Source organism: Sphingomonas sp. M1A8_2b, from assembly GCF_053345535.1.
In genome coordinates this window covers 164,430-181,684 of the sequence record NZ_JBKFAH010000003.1, presented here as the reverse complement: position 1 = coordinate 181,684, position 17,255 = coordinate 164,430, and the positions used below count along the sequence as shown (strand labels likewise).

The 17,255-nt window shown below is 66.5% G+C and carries 10 protein-coding genes; 5 read left to right on the top strand and 5 right to left on the bottom strand.

What is annotated here, in order from left to right; genetic code table 11:
* Window positions 1-38: 38 nt before the first annotated feature.
* The 3 genes from tal to rpiA all read right to left on the bottom strand — a co-directional run bounded on the left by tal (window position 39) and on the right by rpiA (window position 4,003).
* Complete coding sequence (gene tal / locus ACLBWL_RS13290) at window positions 39-1,163, bottom strand: transaldolase (protein WP_447793789.1); 1,125 nt, start codon at window positions 1,161-1,163, stop codon at window positions 39-41.
* Window positions 1,163-3,253 carry a transketolase gene (gene tkt, locus ACLBWL_RS13285; protein ID WP_447793787.1) on the bottom strand — a complete coding sequence of 697 codons (2,091 nt, stop codon included), beginning with the start codon at window positions 3,251-3,253 and terminating at the stop codon, window positions 1,163-1,165. The genes tal and tkt overlap by 1 nt, the downstream gene beginning before the upstream one ends.
* 69 nt (window positions 3,254-3,322) lie before the next feature.
* Complete coding sequence (rpiA, locus tag ACLBWL_RS13280) at window positions 3,323-4,003, bottom strand: ribose-5-phosphate isomerase RpiA (protein WP_447793785.1); 681 nt, start codon at window positions 4,001-4,003, stop codon at window positions 3,323-3,325.
* 512 nt (window positions 4,004-4,515) lie between these two features.
* On the opposite strand from rpiA, the gene ACLBWL_RS13275 reads away from it, so the two are divergent.
* From ACLBWL_RS13275 to ACLBWL_RS13265, 3 genes are read left to right on the top strand one after another with little or no spacing between them, the layout of a single operon-like run.
* Window positions 4,516-5,751, top strand: a complete 1,236-nt coding sequence (locus ACLBWL_RS13275) for an efflux RND transporter periplasmic adaptor subunit (RefSeq protein WP_447794396.1) — start codon at window positions 4,516-4,518, stop codon at window positions 5,749-5,751.
* A gap of 6 nt (window positions 5,752-5,757) precedes the next feature.
* Window positions 5,758-9,045, top strand: coding sequence for a multidrug efflux RND transporter permease subunit (locus ACLBWL_RS13270; protein WP_447793783.1), 3,288 nt, complete (start codon window positions 5,758-5,760; stop codon window positions 9,043-9,045).
* Window positions 9,045-10,613, top strand: a complete 1,569-nt coding sequence (locus ACLBWL_RS13265; RefSeq protein ID WP_447793781.1) for an efflux transporter outer membrane subunit — start codon at window positions 9,045-9,047, stop codon at window positions 10,611-10,613. Before ACLBWL_RS13270 ends, ACLBWL_RS13265 begins: the two co-directional genes overlap by 1 nt.
* 451 nt (window positions 10,614-11,064) lie before the next feature.
* On the opposite strand, the gene ACLBWL_RS13260 is transcribed toward ACLBWL_RS13265, so the two are convergent.
* Both ACLBWL_RS13260 and ACLBWL_RS13255 read right to left on the bottom strand, forming a co-directional pair.
* Window positions 11,065-11,628, bottom strand: a complete 564-nt coding sequence (locus ACLBWL_RS13260; protein ID WP_447793779.1) for a transcriptional regulator — start codon at window positions 11,626-11,628, stop codon at window positions 11,065-11,067.
* Window positions 11,629-11,634: 6 nt separating this feature from the next.
* Entirely contained in the window at window positions 11,635-12,774 is a 1,140-nt protein-coding gene (locus ACLBWL_RS13255) for a Gfo/Idh/MocA family protein (RefSeq protein ID WP_447793777.1), read from the bottom strand.
* 181 nt (window positions 12,775-12,955) lie between these two features.
* On the opposite strand from ACLBWL_RS13255, the gene ACLBWL_RS13250 reads away from it, so the two are divergent.
* Complete coding sequence (locus tag ACLBWL_RS13250; RefSeq protein ID WP_447793775.1) at window positions 12,956-15,607, top strand: EAL domain-containing protein; 2,652 nt, start codon at window positions 12,956-12,958, stop codon at window positions 15,605-15,607.
* A 507-nt stretch (window positions 15,608-16,114) separates the two neighbouring features.
* A complete protein-coding gene (locus tag ACLBWL_RS13245) occupies window positions 16,115-16,843 on the top strand; it encodes a haloacid dehalogenase type II (RefSeq protein WP_447793774.1) in 729 nt (242 codons plus the stop codon).
* Window positions 16,844-17,255 lie beyond the last annotated feature (412 nt).

Sequence of the window (17,255 nt, the reverse complement as noted above, 5' to 3'; positions counted from 1 at the left end):
CCCGGCCCTCTCCCCGCAGGGGAGAGGGTGCAGGAGGCCTACGCCGTCGCCGGCTGCTTCTTGGCGATCGCGCCGAGCAGGTCGTCGAACGCCTTCACGAACGAGGCGACGCCCTCCTCGACCAGCTTGCCGGTCACGCCGTTCAGGTCGAGGCCCAGCCGCTCGGCTTCCGCCAGCACATGCTTAGCACCCTCGACGTCCTGCGTGATCGTCTCCGCCGCGGTGCCGTGATCGCGGAACGCGTCCATCGTCTTCGGCGGCATCGTGTTGACCGTGTCCTTGCCGATCAGCGTGTCGATGTAGAGCGTGTCGGGATAGCTCGGATCCTTCACGCCGGTCGACGCCCAAAGCAGACGCTGCGGCTGCGCACCCTTGGCGGCGAGCGCCTGCCAGCGGTCCGACTTCAGGAAGTCGAGATACCATTGATACGCCATCTTCGCGTTGGCGATCGCGACCTTGCCGCGGACCGCCTTCAGCGCCTCGGCCTCGGCATCGCCCTTCTCAAGACGCGCATCGATCTCCTTGTCGATCGACGAGTCGATACGGCTGACGAAGAAGCTCGCGACGCTGGCGATCTTGTCGATCGGCTGCCCCTGCTTGACGCGCTCTTCCAGACCCGCCGCATACGCCTCGGCAACGCGAATATAGGCGTCGAGCGCGAACAGCAGCGTGACGTTGACGTTGATGCCGCTCGCGATCGTCGACGAGATCGCCGGCGCACCCGCAAGCGTACCCGGGATCTTGATCATCAGGTTCGGCCGGTCGACCATCCCCCACAGCTTCTTCGCCTCGGCGATCGTCGCATCGGTATCGTCCGAAATGTACGGCGACACCTCAAGGCTGACATAGCCGTCCTTCGCGTCGAGCTTGTCATAGACCGGCTTCAGCGTCTCCGCCGCCGCCTTGATGTCCTGGATCGCGAGATGCTCGTAGCGGTCGATCGTCGCCGCGCCGGCATGCTGCTTGTCGTATTCGGCCAGCGTCGAGTCATAGGCGTCGCCATGACCCATCGCCTTTTCGAAGATCGACGGGTTCGACGTGACGCCGGTCAGGCCATCCTCATCGACCAGCTTCTGGAGACCACCGGCCTCCAGGAACTTCCGGTCGACGAAATCGAGCCATACCGCTTGGCCGAAACCTTCGAGATCGTTGAGCGCACCCATCACTTGGTCTCCATCACTTGGCGGGCGACCTTGACGACATTGTCGACGGTGAACCCGAACTTGTCCTGCAGCTTGGCGAGCGGTGCCGAAGCCCCGAAGGTCGACATCGTCACGGTCGCGCCGTCGAGGCCGACATAGCGGTCCCAACCGATCGACCCGGCCATCTCGACCGCAACGCGCGCCCGCACTTCGCGCGGCAGCACGCTTTCCTTGTACGCGGCGTCCTGCAGTTCGTAGCGATACCAGCTCGGCATCGACACGACCCGGCTCTTCACGCCGTCCGCCTTGAGCTTTTCGTACGCGTCGACCGCGAGCGACACTTCGCTGCCGGTCGCGATCAGGATCACGTCGGGCGTGCCGTCACTGTCGGCCAGCACATAGCCGCCCTTTTCGAGCCCATCGGCGCTCGCATACTTGGTCCGGTCGAGCGTCGGCAGCGCCTGGCGCGACATGATGAGAGCGGCCGGCGTGCTGGCGTCCTTGAGGACCGCCTTCCATGCCGCGACGACTTCGTTCGCGTCGCTCGGACGGATCGTGTCGAGACCGGGGATCGCGCGCAACGTGGCGAGATGTTCGATCGGCTGGTGCGTCGGGCCATCCTCGCCGACCCCGATCGAGTCGTGCGTGAACACCCAGACGGTGCCAACCTCCATGATCGCCGACAGGCGCACCGGCGCGCGCATGTAATCGACGAACACCAGGAAGGTGGAGCCGTACGAACGCAAATGCGACAACGCCATGCCGTTGACGATCGCGCCCATGCCGTGTTCGCGGATGCCGAAGTGGAAGTTCCGACCGGCGTAATTCTCCGCCTCGAACGAGGGCTGCCCCTTGATGTCGGTCTTGGTCGACGGCGCGAGATCGGCCGAACCACCGATCAGCCACGGCACGCGCCCCGCGATCGCGTTGAGCACCTTGCCGCCCGAATCGCGGCTGGCAACGCCCTTGGCATCCGCCTCGAAGGTCGGAATGTCGGCATCCCAGCCCTCGGGCAGCTCGTCCTTGAGCAACAGCTCGAGTTCGGCGGACAGTTCGGGATAGGCGCCACGATACTTGTCGGTCAGCGCGACCCACTCGTCGCGCAGCTTGGCGCCACGCTCGGCGATCGCGCCGTTGAAATGCTCGATCACGCCGTCGGGCACGTAGAACGACTTGTCCTCCGGCCAGCCATAGGCCTGCTTGGTGAGGCGGATATTCTCCTCGCCGAGCGGCTCGCCGTGTGCCTTCTCGCTGCCGGCCTTGGGGCTGCCGTAACCGATCACCGAATGCACGACGATGAAGGTCGGCTTGTCGGTGGTCGCCTTGAACGTCTCGATCGCGCGGCTCAGCGCGGCGGTGTCGTTCGCATCGTCGATGTGGATGACGTTCCAGCCATACGCGTCGAAGCGCAGGCCGACATCCTCGTCGAATGCGAGATCGGTCGCGCCCTCGATCGAGATGTGGTTGCTGTCGTAGATCCAGCACAGGTTGCTGAGCTTGAGATGGCCGGCGAGGCTCGCAGCCTCGGCCGAGACGCCCTCCATCATGTCGCCATCGCCACAGATCGTGTAGACGTCATGGTCGAACAGCGTGAAGCCGTCCTTGTTGTAGCGCGCCGCGAGCCAGCGCTCGGCGATCGCCATCCCGACCGAATTGCCGCAACCCTGACCTAGCGGCCCCGTCGTGGTCTCGACGCCCGTCGTGTGGCGGTATTCGGGGTGACCCGGCGTCTTCGACGACAACTGGCGGAACTGCTCGATGTCGGCGAGGCTCACCGCCTCCTTGCCGGTCTTGTTACCCTCGGCGTCGATCTCTTCGATCTTGGCGAGGTGGATCAGCGAATAGAGCAGCATCGACGCGTGGCCGACCGACAGCACGAAACGGTCGCGGTTGGGCCAGTCGGCGTGCTTGGGATCATAGCGCAGGAACTTCGACCAGAGCGTGTAGCCGACCGGCGCGAGCGCCATCGGCGTGCCGGGATGGCCCGAATTGGCCTTCTGCACCGCGTCCATCGACAGCGTGCGGATGGTATCGATCGCCAGACGCTCGGGGGAGCCGTCCTCGTGCAGCATAGGGTCCGCCTTGGTGGGGGCGGTTGCGGTATCGGTCATGGAAGAAGCCTCGCTCTAGACGGTGACCGAACGCCGCGCATCCGATCTGGTTGCCAACATAGGATGCCTTTAGTCGGATGCACCCATCCGTTCCAGTCGCGTAACGATGCCATTCGTAGCAATATACGCGGCATCGACCTCGTCGAGGAACAGGCCGTGACCGAGAATGCCGGGGATCGCGGAGAGCGCGGCGGCGGTTGCGCGGGGGTCTTCGAGGGTCGCGAAGTGGCAGTCGATGACGAGATTGCCTTGGTCCGTCCGGTAGTTGTCGCGGATCGTCGGGGCGGCGCCCATGTCGGTCAGCACACGCATCACATAGGCGATGGCGAACGGCAGCACTTCGACCGGCAGCTTGGCCGCACCGATCCGGTCGACGCGCTTGGAGCCATCCGCGATCACGACCATCCGTGCCGAGCTTGCGGCGACGATCTTCTCCCGCAGCATCGCGCCCCCGGCGCCCTTGATGGCGAAACAGCGGGAGTCGATCTCGTCCGCGCCGTCGATCGTGAGGTCGACATGGGCGATGGCGGCGAAGTCGAGGATCTCGATGCCGAGCTCGCCGGCGAGTTTGCCGGAGGCGTCGGAAGTAACGACCGCGCGGATCTGCAGGCCTTGAGCGACCCGCTCGCCAAGCGCCCGGATCGCGAACGCCGCAGTCGAGCCGGTGCCAAGTCCAACCAGCATCCCGTCCCGAACTTCCGCCACGGCAGCGACCGCCGCAGCCTTCTTGTCGTCGTCGATCGAAGCCATCAGCCCACCCCATCCGTCATGCCGGGCTCGTTCCGGCAACCACCGCTCAACGCACCCGCGAGATTTTGGTTTGGAGGACTCGCACAACAAGCACCACCCCGGCGAAGGCCGGGGCCCAATTGGGGAACGTTGCTAACGAAGCGCACTCCCCCGTTACTACGACCTCTCCAATTGGGCCGCGGCCTCCGCCGGGGTGGTGCGGTGGCCCAGGGGCGGTGCGGTGGTTCTCAAACGGCGGTGGCTGCATGGTGCGTGTGAGTGCGGGAGCGCCCACTCCTTGTTCCCCCGCGAAGGCGGGAGCCCAGTCTGGATCCCCGCCTTCGCGAGAAAACAATCTTGTGCGAGCAGGCGAGCGCTAAACCAATCAATACAAGCCTCACACAAACAAACCACGTTACTCTTCCTACCCTATTTCTCACCCCCGCTTTTCAACTGACATACTTCTGGTACATCCTCGTGGTTTAGCCCGACCAACAGCTGCCCACACCGATCGCGAGCGGATACCACACTTGATAGCCACACGATTTTCCACGCGGCAGTGCGCCCTCCTGCTCGTACCCGCACTGGCACTCGCCGCCTGTTCCGGCGGCGACGATAAGGCCCAGGGCAAAGCCGGTCGCGGCGGCCAACCCGGACAGGGCACGCCGACCGTCGGCTATGTCGTCGTCCAGCCGACCAGCGTCGCGATGACCACGCAGCTCAGCGGCCGCACCACCGCATTCGAAAGCTCGGACGTCCGCCCGCAGGTCACCGGGATCATCCGCCAGCGGTTCTTCACCGAGGGCACGCTCGTCAAGAAGGGCCAGCCGCTCTACGAGATCGACCAGCGCCTCTACCGCGCCGCCGCCAACGAGGCGCAGGCCAATCTGCAAAGCGCGCAGGCCAACCAGCAGGCGCAGAAAATCCTCGCCGATCGCTACAAGCCGCTCGCCGAGATGGAGGCGATCAGCAAGCAGGATTACACCAACGCGGTCGCCACCTCGCGTCAGGCCACCGCCGCGGTCGCACAGACCCGCGCCGCACTGGAAACCGCGCGGATCAACCTCAAATTCACGACCGTCCCCGCACCGATCACCGGGCGGATCGGCCGCTCGCTGTTCACCGTCGGCGCGCTCGTGTCGGCAACGCAGACCGATCCGCTCGCGCAGATCCAGCGGCTCGATCCGATGTTCGTCGACATCCAGCAATCGTCCGGCGACCTGCTCGCCCTGCGCCGCTCGCTCGGCCAGAACGGCATCGTCGCCACCCGCGCCCAGGTCCGCCTGACGCTCGAGGACGGCAGCGAATACGGCGCCACCGGCACGGTCGAGTTCGCCGAAGCGCTGGTCAACACCGAGACCGGCACCGTGACGCTGCGCGCGCGCTTCCCCAATCCGCAGGGGCTGCTGCTCCCCGGCATGTTCGTCCAGGCCAGGTTCGCGCAGGCGATCAACCAGCGCGCGTTCCTCGTGCCGCAGGCGGGCGTGTCGCGCGACGCGAAGGGCAATGCGACGGTCTATGTCGTCGATGCCAACAACAAGGCGGTCCAGAAGAAGGTCAAGGCCGACCGTACGCAGGGCGCGTTCTGGGTCGTGACCGAGGGGCTAAACCCCGGTGACAGGATCATCACGCAGGGGCTGTCGAAGATCGCCCCGAACCAGGGCGTGAAGCCGGTGCCCGAAAATGCCCCGCAAAAGATCGAAGCGCCCAAGGACGATGGCTCGGGCGGGTCCTCCGGTGGCGATTCCAGCCAGAAAAAGGCCGGCTAAGCCCTTATGTTGTCTCGTGTCTTCATCGATCGCCCGATCTTCGCCTGGGTGCTCGCGATCATCGTGATGCTCGGCGGCATCGGCGCGATCATGGGCCTGCCGATCGCGCAATACCCCGACGTCGCGCCGCCGCAGGTGACGATCCGCGCGACCTTCCCGGGCGCCAACGCGCAGACCATCCAGAACAGCGTCACGCAGGTCGTCGAGCAGTCGCTGACCGGCATCGACGGCCTGATCTATTTCAGTTCGTCCTCGTCGTCGCGCGGCTCGGTGACGATCACCGTGACGTTCGAGAAGGGCACCGATCCCGACATCGCGCAGGTCCAGGTCCAGAACCAGGTCCAGCAGACGCTGTCCCGCCTCCCCACGCAGGTCCAGCAGCAGGGCCTCGTCGTCCGCAAATCGAACCCGGACAATCTCCTGATCGTCGGCGTCTATGACGCGACGGACAAGATGACCAACCAGGACGTGTCGGACTATCTCGTCTCGAACCTGCAGGACCCGCTCGGTCGTATTCCCGGGATCGGCGACAGCAACGTGTTCGGCGCGCAGTACGCGATGCGGATCTGGCTCGATCCGAACAAGCTCGCCAGCTTCCAACTGATCCCGAGCGACGTGACGACCGCGATCCAGTCGCAGAACACCGAAGTCGCCGCCGGCGAACTCGGCGGCCAGCCACAGCCCGACACGCAGATGCTCAACGCGACCGTCACCGCACAGTCGCGCCTCCAGACGCCCGAGCAGTTCGCCAACATCATCCTGAAGACCACCAACGACGGCGCGGTGGTGAAGCTGCGCGACGTCGCCCGGATCGAGCTGGGCGCGGAGAACTACAACGCGCGCAGCCGCGTCAACGCGCATCCCGGCGCCGGCATCGCCGTGCTGCTCGCGCCCGGCGCCGACGCGCTCAAGACCGCCGAACTGGTCAAGGCGTTCGTGTCGCAGCAGGCGAAAAGCTTCCCGCCCGGCCTGAAGTTCGCCTACGCCAACGACACCACCGACTTCATCAAGCTGTCGATCGACGAGGTCGTCAAGACGCTGATCGAGGCGATCATCCTCGTCGTGATCGTGATGTTCGTGTTCCTGCAAAGCTGGCGCGCGACGCTGATCCCGACGATCGCGGTCCCGGTCGTGCTGCTCGGCACGTTCGGCGTGTTCTATCTCGCCGGCTTCTCGATCAACACGTTGACGCTGTTCGGGCTCGTGCTCGCGATCGGGCTGCTGGTCGACGACGCGATCGTCGTGGTCGAGAACGTCGAGCGCCTGATGGAGGAAAATCCCGAGATGACGCCTCGGGAGGCGACGATCGAGTCGATGAACGAGATCACCGTCGCGCTGGTCGCGATCGCGCTCGTGCTGTCGGCGGTGTTCCTGCCGATGGCGTTCTTCGGCGGCTCGACCGGCGTGATCTACCGCCAGTTCTCGCTGACGATGGTGTCGGCGATGATCCTGTCGGTGCTGGTCGCGCTGATCCTCTCCCCCGCGCTGACCGCGACGCTGCTGAAGCAGAAGAAGAAGGATGCCGACGGCAACGTCGAACAGAGCTGGGGCGAGCGAAAATTCCCCAAGGTCGCGCATGTCTTCACGCGCGCCGGCGACAAGTTCAACGAGACGTTCGAGAAGGGCACGCAGAAATACACCAATGCGGTGCAGTCGGTGGTCGACCGCAAATGGCTGTTCCTGCTGATCTACGCGGTGATCGTCGCGGTGCTCGCGGTGCTGTTCCTGCGGCTCCCGACCGGCTTCCTGCCGACCGAGGACCAGGGCTCGGGCATCGTCCAGTTCCAGCTGCCCGCGGGCGCCACGCAAGGCCGCACCTTCGCGCTGCAAAAGCAGATCGAGCAATATTACTACACCAACGAGAAGGCCAACATCAGCACGATGTTCACCGTCAGCGGTGGCGGTGGTGGCGGCGCGAGCGGCCAGAACACGGGCCAGGGCTTCATCGCCTTCGCGCCGTGGGATGACCGCAAGGGCAAGGAGAACACCGCCGACGCGATCACCGGTCGCGCCTCGAAGGCGTTCGCCGGCTTCCGCGATGCGCAGGTCTATTCGCTGGTGCCGCCGGCGGTGCGCGGTCTCGGTTCGTCGAACGGCTTTACGATGGAGCTGCAGAATACCGGCAGCCTCAGCCAGGCCGAGTTCAACGCCGCGCGCGACAAGCTGCTCGCGCTCGCCCGCGCCGACAAGTCGCTGACCGCGATCCGCCTGACCGAGCTGCCCGACGTCGCCACGCTGCACGTCGATACCAACCAGCAGAAGCTGTCGACGCTCGGCCTGACCCAGGCTAACGTGAACTCGACGCTGTCGACCGCCTGGGGTGGCCAATACGTCAACGACTTCATCGATCGCGGGCGCGTCAAGCGCGTCTATGTCCAGGGCGACGCGCAGTTCCGCGCGCAGCCGTCCGACCTGAGCCAGTGGTTCGTGCGCGGTTCGAATGGCCAGATGGCGCCGTTCTCGTCGTTCGCGACGACCAGCTGGGGTCAGGCACCGACGACGATGTCGCGCTTCAACGGCATTGCCTCGTACGAGATCCAGGGCTCGGGCGCACCCGGCGTCAGCTCGGGTGACGCAATGGAGACGATCGCGCAGCTCGCCGGCCAGATCCCCGGCACCTCGATCGCCTGGTCCGGCCTGTCGTATCAGGAACGCCTGTCCTCGGGTCAGGCGCCGTTCCTCTACGCCCTCTCGCTGCTGGTCGTGTTCTTGTGCCTCGCCGCACTGTACGAGAGCTGGACGATCCCGATCGCGGTGCTGCTGGTGATCCCGCTCGGCCTGGTCGGCGCGATCCTCGCGGTGACTCTGCGCGGGCTGATCAACGACGTGTATCTCCAGATCGGCCTGCTGACGACGATGGGTCTGGCCGCGAAGAACGCGATCCTGATGATCGAGTTCGCCGAGCAGGAGGAGAAAAAGGGCAAGCGTGTCATCGAGGCGGCCTTGTCCGCGGCGAAGATCCGGTTGCGCCCGATCCTGATGACCTCGTTCGCGTTCATCCTCGGCGTGTTGCCGTTGGCGCTGTCGACCGGCGCGGGTGCGAACAGCCGCATCGCGATCGGCACCGCGGTGGTCGGCGGCATGCTGACCGCGACCATCCTCGCCATTTTCTACATCCCGCTGTTCTTCGTCCTGGTCCGCCGCGGCGCGCGCGACGGTATCGCCAAGCTGCGCGGCAAGCCGACCGGCTTCCACGGCGGCGATGATGACGGCGATCACAAGCAGCCGCTGGGTCCGCCCGAACCCCAGGGCCCACCCGAATCCCAAGGCCCTCACCGGCCGGAGCCCGCCTGATGCGTTCGCTAGTCCTGATCCTCGCCGCCTCGACCGCGCTCGCGGGCTGCTCGCTCACGCCGAAATACGCGCGCACCGAACTCCCGGTGCCGCCGTCGCTGCCGGTCGGCGATTCCTATCTGCGCCAGTCCGAGGCGGCGCTGCCCGCGTTCACCTACCGCGACGTGTTCAAGGATCCGCGCCTCCAGCAGATCATCGTCAAGGCGCTCGCCAACAACCGTGATCTCCGCGTCGCCGCCGCCAACATCGCCGCCGCCCGCGCGCAATACCGTATCCAGCGCGCCGACCTCCTGCCGCAGGTCGATGCCAGCGGCCGCTACACCTATTCGGGCGGCGGCAACGGCACGCGCAGCACTGCCACCAGCGGTACCGGCACCAATACCGGTACGGGCACCGGCGGGACTGGCGGCACCGGGACCGGCGGGACGGGCACGGGCACCGGCACCACCGGCTCGGTCGTGACCTCGTCGAGTTCTAACAGCTCCTATTCGGTCGATCTCGGCACCACCGCGTTCGAACTCGACCTGTTCGGCCGGATCCGTTCGCTGACCGGCGCCGCGCTCGATCGCTATTTCGCCACCGAAGCCGCCGCCCGCGCCACCCGCCTGACGCTGGTCGGCGACATCGCCGACGCATGGCTCACCTACGCGTCGGACCAGAGCCTGCTCAAGATCGCGCAGGACACCGTGGCGAGTTCGCAGCGCAGCGTCACGCTCACCAACGCGCGCCTGCGCGGCGGCGTCGCCCCGCGCACCGATCTCCGCCAGGCGCAACAGATCCTGTTCACCGCGCAGTCCGACCTCGCGCAGCAACGCACCGCGCTCGCGCAGGACGTCAACGCGCTGCAACTGCTCGTCGGTGCGCCGGTTGATGCCAGCCTGTTGCCCGAGTCGATCGAGCAGGCATTGCCGACCGTCGCGACGCTCCCCGCCGGGCTCGACAGCAGCATCCTCCTGCGCCGTCCTGACGTGGTCGAATCCGAATACTCCTTGCGCGCCTACAACGCCGAGATCGGCGCGGCGCGCGCGGAACTGTTCCCGAAGATCTCGCTCACCGGCCTGCTCGGCTTCGCCAGCACCGCGCTGTCGTCGCTGTTCACCGGCGGCGCGTTCAACTATTCGGTCGCGCCCTCGATCAGCTACCCGATCTTCCGCGCCGGCGCAGGGATCGCCGGCGTCGCCTATTCGAAGGCGCAGCGCGACGCCGCGCTCGCCACCTACGAAAAGACGATCCAGACCGCGTTCCAGGAAACCGCCGACGCGCTCGCACGGCAGGGCACGATCGCCGACCAGCTCAAGGCGAACGAAAACTTCTCGGCCGCGGCACAGGACACGTACCGCCTCACCGACGCGCGCTATCGCGGCGGCATCGACACGTTCCTCAGCTCGCTCGACGCGCAACGCTCGCTCTACACCGCGCAACGCAACCTGGTCGCAACGCAACTCGTGGGCGCGAGCAACCGCGTGACCCTGTACCGCGTTCTGGGCGGCGACTCGACGCTGGAGGCCACCGCCAACGGCCCGCAACCGGTGACGATGAGCGGCGCACCGCGGGCGGAGACGGACTGACGCAAGTATAAGCGCGGGGGGCCGCTGAATTAAGCCCGAGTCCTAGCCCTTTCCCCCCGCGTCATCCTGACGAAAGTCAGGATCCAGAGCCACTAATGGGACGCTTGTAACCCTGGGTCCTGACTTTCGTCAGGATGACGGTGGTATGTGACGCGGGTGCGGGACGGCCAACTAAGGATGACGATGGCAGACCCGCAGGCGTCGCCAGCACAAGTTCGGCAACAGTCGATGCGCCTCCGTAGACTACCACCGCCCCCTTGTTCTCCCGCGAAGGCGGGAGCCCAGTCTGGGTCCCCGCCTTCGCGGGAAACAGTATTGGTTCACGATGGCGCACCTGAGAAGCAGCCACCCCGGCGGAGGCCGGGGCCCAATCGGCAAGGTCGCAGCGACGAAGCGCTGCCCGTAGTTACCAACCTTTCCCAATCGGCCCCGGCCCCCGCCGGGGTAATGCCTAAGACGGTTTCACCCGAGACCCCCTCACCCGCCTCTGCGCCTCCGCCTTCACCTCCCGCCACTGCGCCAACTCCGCCTCCGCGTCGGCAAGCGCCCGGTGATCCGGCACCCGCCCGTTCCGCCGCTGCGACACCGTGCCGACCACCTCCCGCGCCAGTGCCTCGCGCACCCCCGGCTCAACCCCGGTGAGACAAACCCGAGCCGCCTCCAACAGCGCCTCGTCCGAATCCCGCAACCGCAGCACCCGCTTGGGCTGCCCGCCAGCCCGCAACAGGGCACTCAGCCATTTCCCGTCCCACGACGGCGCACTCGCCAGCAGGTCATGCCCCGCCAGCACCGCGACCATCCGCGCCGCCACCACCCGGTGATCCTCGCCCTCCGCCTCCAGCACAGGTCGCGGAATCCGGTGGATCGCCTCCGCCGCCGGATCCCAGTCGGTCCAGTCGGGCGCCGGCCGGATCAGATGGCTCTCCGACGCGCCGTCCTCGAACACCCACGCCACCTCGATCGGATAGCTCGCCTTCCCCAGCGACGACGCTTCGAAATCGAGGAAGGCAAGCATATCGGATCAGCCGGTCGGGCTGGCAGCGTTGACGAGCGTGGGCTCCTTGATCGGCGAAAGCGTCTGCTCCTGGTCCGCCGAGATCCGTCGCGCGCGCTGGAACGGCGGCAACGTCACCGACCGGCCGGTCTTCAGCGCCTCCAGCACGCCCTCGATCACACGCAGATCGGCGATCCCCTCCTCCACATCGGGCTCGGGATCGTGGTCCTCCAGGATGCAGTCGGAGAAATAGCGCATCTCGCCGCCGAACTGGTCGGTCGGCTTGAAGCTCTCATGGCTCTTCTTGTCGCCGATCGTCACACGCTGTTCCATCGCGTCGCCGAAGCCGTACGCGGGGTCCATATGGATGCTGCCCTCGGTGCCCGAGATCGTCAGGCTGTCGACGTTGTTCGCGGCATAGGACACCGTGAACTGCGCAAGCCGGTCGCCGGGAAAACGCAACGTCACCGCAAACGTATCGTCGAGATCGCCAAGTCCCAGCTCGGGATGCCGCACCGCCGCCGCCGAGACGACTTCGATCGGCTCCGCGCCGAACAGATACCGCGTCGCGTTGATCGGATACGGCCCCATGTCGAACAGCGGCCCGGCGATGACCCCGTTCTTCACGCGGTGATTGGCGGGGTCGACCTTCTGTGTGAAGCACGACGTGAACGCGATCAGCTCACCCAGCTCGCCGCTCCGAATCCGCCGGATCGCATCGAGCGTCGACGGCTCGAAGTGCAGCCGGTACGCGGTCATCAGCTTGGCGGACGACGCGCGCTCGGCCTCGCGGATCGCCTCGGCCTTCTCGACCGAAATCTCCAGCGGCTTCTCCGACAGCACATGGATACCCGCCTTCAGCGCCGGAATCGCGAACTCGGCATGCCGCCAGTTCGGCGTCGCCAGATAGATCGCATCGATCAGCGCCGATCCGAGCAGTTCGTCGAACTGGTCGTAGCGATAGGTCGCCTCGACACCATACATCTTGCCGAGTTCGCGCGCCTTCTCGGCGTCGTCGGTAACCAGCGCGGTGATCTCCGAATTGCCGGTATGCGCGACGCCCGGCATCATCGACGCCTGCGAGATGTCGCCGAGCCCGACGATCGCATAGCGGACCTTCTTTTTGCCGAGGCCGAGGGCCGACGTGATGGTGGAAACTGCGCTCATGGAAATGCCTCGCGGTGCTGGAATCCTCCACTCAACGCGGCAGCCTCGATAGTTATCCCCCGGAGCTATCCCCCGGTGATCACGCGACGGTCTGCAACGCGGTCGCGAAATGCCGTCGATAACCTGTCGTTAACCGCGATCGCAGACCATCTCGGCAAGGTATCAGACCCATAACGGGGCTATGTATGCCCCCCTTCCCGTTGCCGATCGCCGCGCGCGCGATCGATCGCCCGCGACCGCCTTGTTCGGCCTCGCGGAGGATTCGCGGGAACAGATCGCCGCCTTGCAGGATCGCCGGATCGGTCAGATCGCGGCGGTGTGGCCGTACACGCTGGCGACGCAGGTCATCGCCTGCGCGATCCTGATCGTCATGGCCGCCTTCGCGCCGGCGAGCGCCGGGCTGGGCGCATCCGCCCTGCTGATCGAAATCCACGCGGTGATCCTCGCGACGATGTCGGTGGCGCTGTTCTGCGTGCTGCGCGTCCCGGCGCTGCGTCGATGGCGCCCCTATCAACGCAACTGGATGATAACGCTCGGCGTCGCTGCGACGGCGGCGCTCCTGGTATCGCTGCTCTGGACGGTCGCCCGGATGCCGGCGGGGCCGCTGCAATTCGGGTGTTTTACCGCGGTCGCCGGCACGATCGTCGTCACCGCGGTCAGCATCCACGCGGTCCGCGCCGCCACCCTCGGCTTCGGGGTAGGCGCCGTCCTCGCGGTGGCGGCGGTGGCTGGGCCGGGCCTCGCGCTGGCCATGGCGCTGCTCGGCCTCGTCAGCCTCGCCGCCGTCACCCGCCAACTGGCGCAAGGCGACCTCGATCTGGAACTCGACCGTGCCGAACTGGCGAGCGAAGGCAATCTCGCGGTCCGGATGATCGCCGAGTTCGAAGGCCAGGGGACCGGCTGGTTCTGGGAAGCCGATCGCCAGGGCAGGATTACCTATCTGTCCGCCAAGGTGGTCGATGATCTCGGGCTTGCCGACGGCGCGATCGGTCAGCCGCTCACCGGCCTGTTCAAGATGGACAGCGATGCGCCCGGCACCGAGCGCACGCTCGCCTTCCATATCGCGTCGCGGACCTCGTTCTCCGACTATTCGGTCTGCGCGGCGACCTCGGACGGCGAGCAATGGTGGTCGATCTCCGGTCGCCCGGTGGTCGACGAACTCGGCCGCTTCCAGGGGTTCATCGGCTCGGGCAGCGACCTGACCGAAAAGCGCAGGTCCGAGGCCGAGATCACCCGGCTGGCACTGTTCGACGGCCTCACCGGGCTCGCCAATCGCCAGCGGATGCGGCTGTCGCTCGACAAGACGCTGGCGCAGCAGGCCGGGCCATACCGCGCCACGTCGTTGTTTTTGATGGATCTCGATCGGTTCAAGGCGGTCAACGATACGCTCGGTCACCAGGCCGGCGACGCGTTGCTCAAACTGGTCGCCCAACGCCTTGAGCGCGGGGTCGGCGATGCCGGTCTGGTCGGTCGTCTCGGCGGCGACGAGTTCCAGGTCGTGCTGCCCAGCATGGACAATCGCGACACCCTGGCGGCGCTCGCCCGCGACCTGATCGCATCGCTGTCGCAGCCCTATTCGGTTGCCGGCACCGCCGTCACGATCGGATGCTCGATCGGCATCGCGATCGCGCCGGGCGACGGCGACGATGCCGAAACGCTCGTCCGCAACGCCGATCTCGCGCTGTACGCCGCCAAGGCCGATGGCCGCGGCCTCCACCGCTTCTATTCGGACGACATGCTCGTCGGCGCCAGGACGCGCAAACTTCTCGAAGACGATCTGCGCACCGCGGTCGCGACGGGGGCCTTCCACCTCTGCTACCAGCCGGTCGTCAGCACCAGGACGACACGGGTGGTCGGCTACGAGGCGCTGATCCGCTGGAACCACCCCACGCGCGGCCTCGTCTCGCCCGCCGACTTCATCCCGGTCGCCGAGGAATGCGGATTGATCGAGGCGATCGGCGAATGGGTGCTCCGGACCGCCTGCATCGAAGCCGCGCGCTGGCCCGACACGATCCGCGTCGCGGTCAACGTGTCACCGATCCAGTTCGCCAACCCGGTCCTGCCCGCGCTCGTCACCAGCGCGCTCGCCCAGTCGGGGATATCCGCCAACCGCCTCGAACTCGAGATTACCGAGGGCGTGTTCCTCGACGAGAACACTTCGTCCGAACAGATGTTCAAGGCGCTGAAAGGCGTCGGCGTCCGGCTCGCGCTCGACGATTTCGGCACCGGCTACTCGTCGCTCGGCTACTTACGCAACGCGCCGTTCGACAAGATCAAGATCGACCAGTCGTTCGTGAAGGGCGCCGCCGAGCCCGGCAACCGCAACGCCGCGATCATCAAGGCGATCGTCACGCTCGCCGACACGCTCGGCATGGAGACGACCGCGGAAGGCGTCGAGATCCAGGACGAGATCGACCTGATCCGCGACCTCGGCTGCAGTCATATCCAGGGCTATGTCTATGGCCGCCCGGTCAGCGCAGAGGACGCGTTGCGCCAGTTGGGCGTCGCGGACGGTGCCGCCACCGCGAGCGGCTTCAAGGTCAGCCGCGCGCGCCGCCACAAGATGCTTCGCTCGGCGCGCATCGTGATGGACGGCATCCACGGCGATGTCCGGATCCGCGACATCTCGACCTCGGGCGCGATGCTCGACGGCTTGACGATCACCGGCAATCCCGACGGCATCGAAATGCACATCGAACTGCTCGAGGACCATCTCACCCCCGCGCGCATCCGCTGGGCGCGGGGCGGCAAGGCGGGAATCGAATTCCACGACGCGTTCAACCTGGACCGCCTCAACCAGACCCACGCCGCCCGCCCCCGCCGCACCGGCTGAACCGCGAACGGGGAAGCAATTGCCCGCCCCGTCCGGCGCAGGCCGCGGTCGTCAAGATGCTCGCGCGCATCATCACCGCTCGCCCCGCCTGCGACCAACCGTCCCTCGCCCCACCCGTCACCCCAGACCCGTCACCCCAGACCCGTCACCCCAAACCCGTCACCCCAAACCCGTCACCCCAGCGAAAGCTGGGGTCTCCCGCAGCAAGCGCGCGATAACTAGAAGACCCCAGCTTTCGCTGGGGTGACGTCGAGAGGCGAGACGCACCAGCTTGGACCATTGCAACAATCACGAACGCCATTCCCGGTCACGCCGGCTGCGAAAGGTTACGACGGTTACGACGGTTACGACGGTCACCAACCACCCCGGCGAAGGCCGGGGCCCAATTGGGAACCGCCATGTTGGCGCACCCCGCGCGGCGTTACCTAACCCCCCTTCAACCATCCGCCGGCGTCGGAACGAGAGCCGCAACCGGAACCAACACCCCCCGCCTGCCGTCTGTCTCCCATGCCCCACCGCCCGCCGATCAAAGCCCTCGCCTTCGACGTCTTCGGCACCGTCGTCGACTGGCGCTCGGGCATCGCCCGCGACGCCGCCCCCGTGCTCGCGCGGCTGGGCCGCCCCGACATCGATCCCCACGCCTTCGCCGACGGCTGGCGCACACGCTATCAGCCGGCCCTCGAAGAGGTCCGCAGCGGCCGTCGCCCGTTCGTGATCCTCGACACGCTCCACCGCGAGGCGCTCGAAGACCTGCTCCGCCACCACGCCATCGATCCCGCCATGCTCGACGAGGCCACGCTCACCGATCTCACCCACGCCTGGCATCGCCTCGACCCATGGCCCGATTCCGTCGAAGGCCTCACCCGCCTGAAGACCCGCTACCCGATCGTCACGCTCAGCAACGGCAACATCGCGCTCATGCTGGAGATGGCGAGGCGCGCCCGGCTCCCGTGGGACGCGATCCTCGGCGCCGAGGTCAGCCGCGTCTACAAGCCGCTACCCGAAGCCTATCTCGCCACCGCCCGCATGCTCGGCATCGAACCCGCCGAACTCTGCCTCGTCGCCGCGCATCACAGCGATCTCGCCGCGGCGCGCGCTTGCGGGTTGCGGACCGCCTATATCGACCGGCCGATGGAATATGGCGGCTGCCGCGCCCCCGATGCGGATCAGGCGCAGGACTGGGATCATGCCATCCCCAGCATTGCCGCGCTCGCCGACCGCCTCGGCATTGCCTGAAGACACGAACGCGCGGCTCGGATTCCGCAAGCAACATTTGCGTCTTTCGCGGCCTAAATAATTTTTCGTTCCCGCCCCGTTCCCTTGCACATCGCGTATCCCGCAGAAGTCCACGCGTCGCGCGCAGGTGCCTCGACCACCCCCACCATGAACGCGACGAACCGAGTCCCGAACGGGCTCCACACCCCCTTGCGTCTCTTCGCGCTTTGGCACAATCTCTTGGGGTTGCGTTCGGGGGCGAACCCAATCGCTGGTAGAACAGGCCGTGCATAACCATATGCAACATGACCGTAAGCGCGCCTTCCACCGCCGCGATGGTCACTTTTTGTTCTCCCGTTTGCGCTCGCCCGATGGTAGCATGGCGACAGGTTACCGATTCGAACGAATACAGAACACTAGGAGCAGTTTCGAT

Coding starts and splice junctions, on each gene's coding strand:
- tal (WP_447793789.1), bottom strand. CDS start 1,163: ATGGGTGCGCTCAACGATCTCGAAGGTTTCGGCCAAGCGGTATGGCTC.
- tkt (WP_447793787.1), bottom strand. CDS start 3,253: ATGACCGATACCGCAACCGCCCCCACCAAGGCGGACCCTATGCTGCAC.
- rpiA (WP_447793785.1), bottom strand. CDS start 4,003: ATGGCTTCGATCGACGACGACAAGAAGGCTGCGGCGGTCGCTGCCGTG.
- ACLBWL_RS13270 (WP_447793783.1), top strand. CDS start 5,758: ATGTTGTCTCGTGTCTTCATCGATCGCCCGATCTTCGCCTGGGTGCTC.
- ACLBWL_RS13265 (WP_447793781.1), top strand. CDS start 9,045: ATGCGTTCGCTAGTCCTGATCCTCGCCGCCTCGACCGCGCTCGCGGGC.
- ACLBWL_RS13260 (WP_447793779.1), bottom strand. CDS start 11,628: ATGCTTGCCTTCCTCGATTTCGAAGCGTCGTCGCTGGGGAAGGCGAGC.
- ACLBWL_RS13255 (WP_447793777.1), bottom strand. CDS start 12,774: ATGAGCGCAGTTTCCACCATCACGTCGGCCCTCGGCCTCGGCAAAAAG.
- ACLBWL_RS13250 (WP_447793775.1), top strand. CDS start 12,956: ATGTATGCCCCCCTTCCCGTTGCCGATCGCCGCGCGCGCGATCGATCG.
- ACLBWL_RS13245 (WP_447793774.1), top strand. CDS start 16,115: ATGCCCCACCGCCCGCCGATCAAAGCCCTCGCCTTCGACGTCTTCGGC.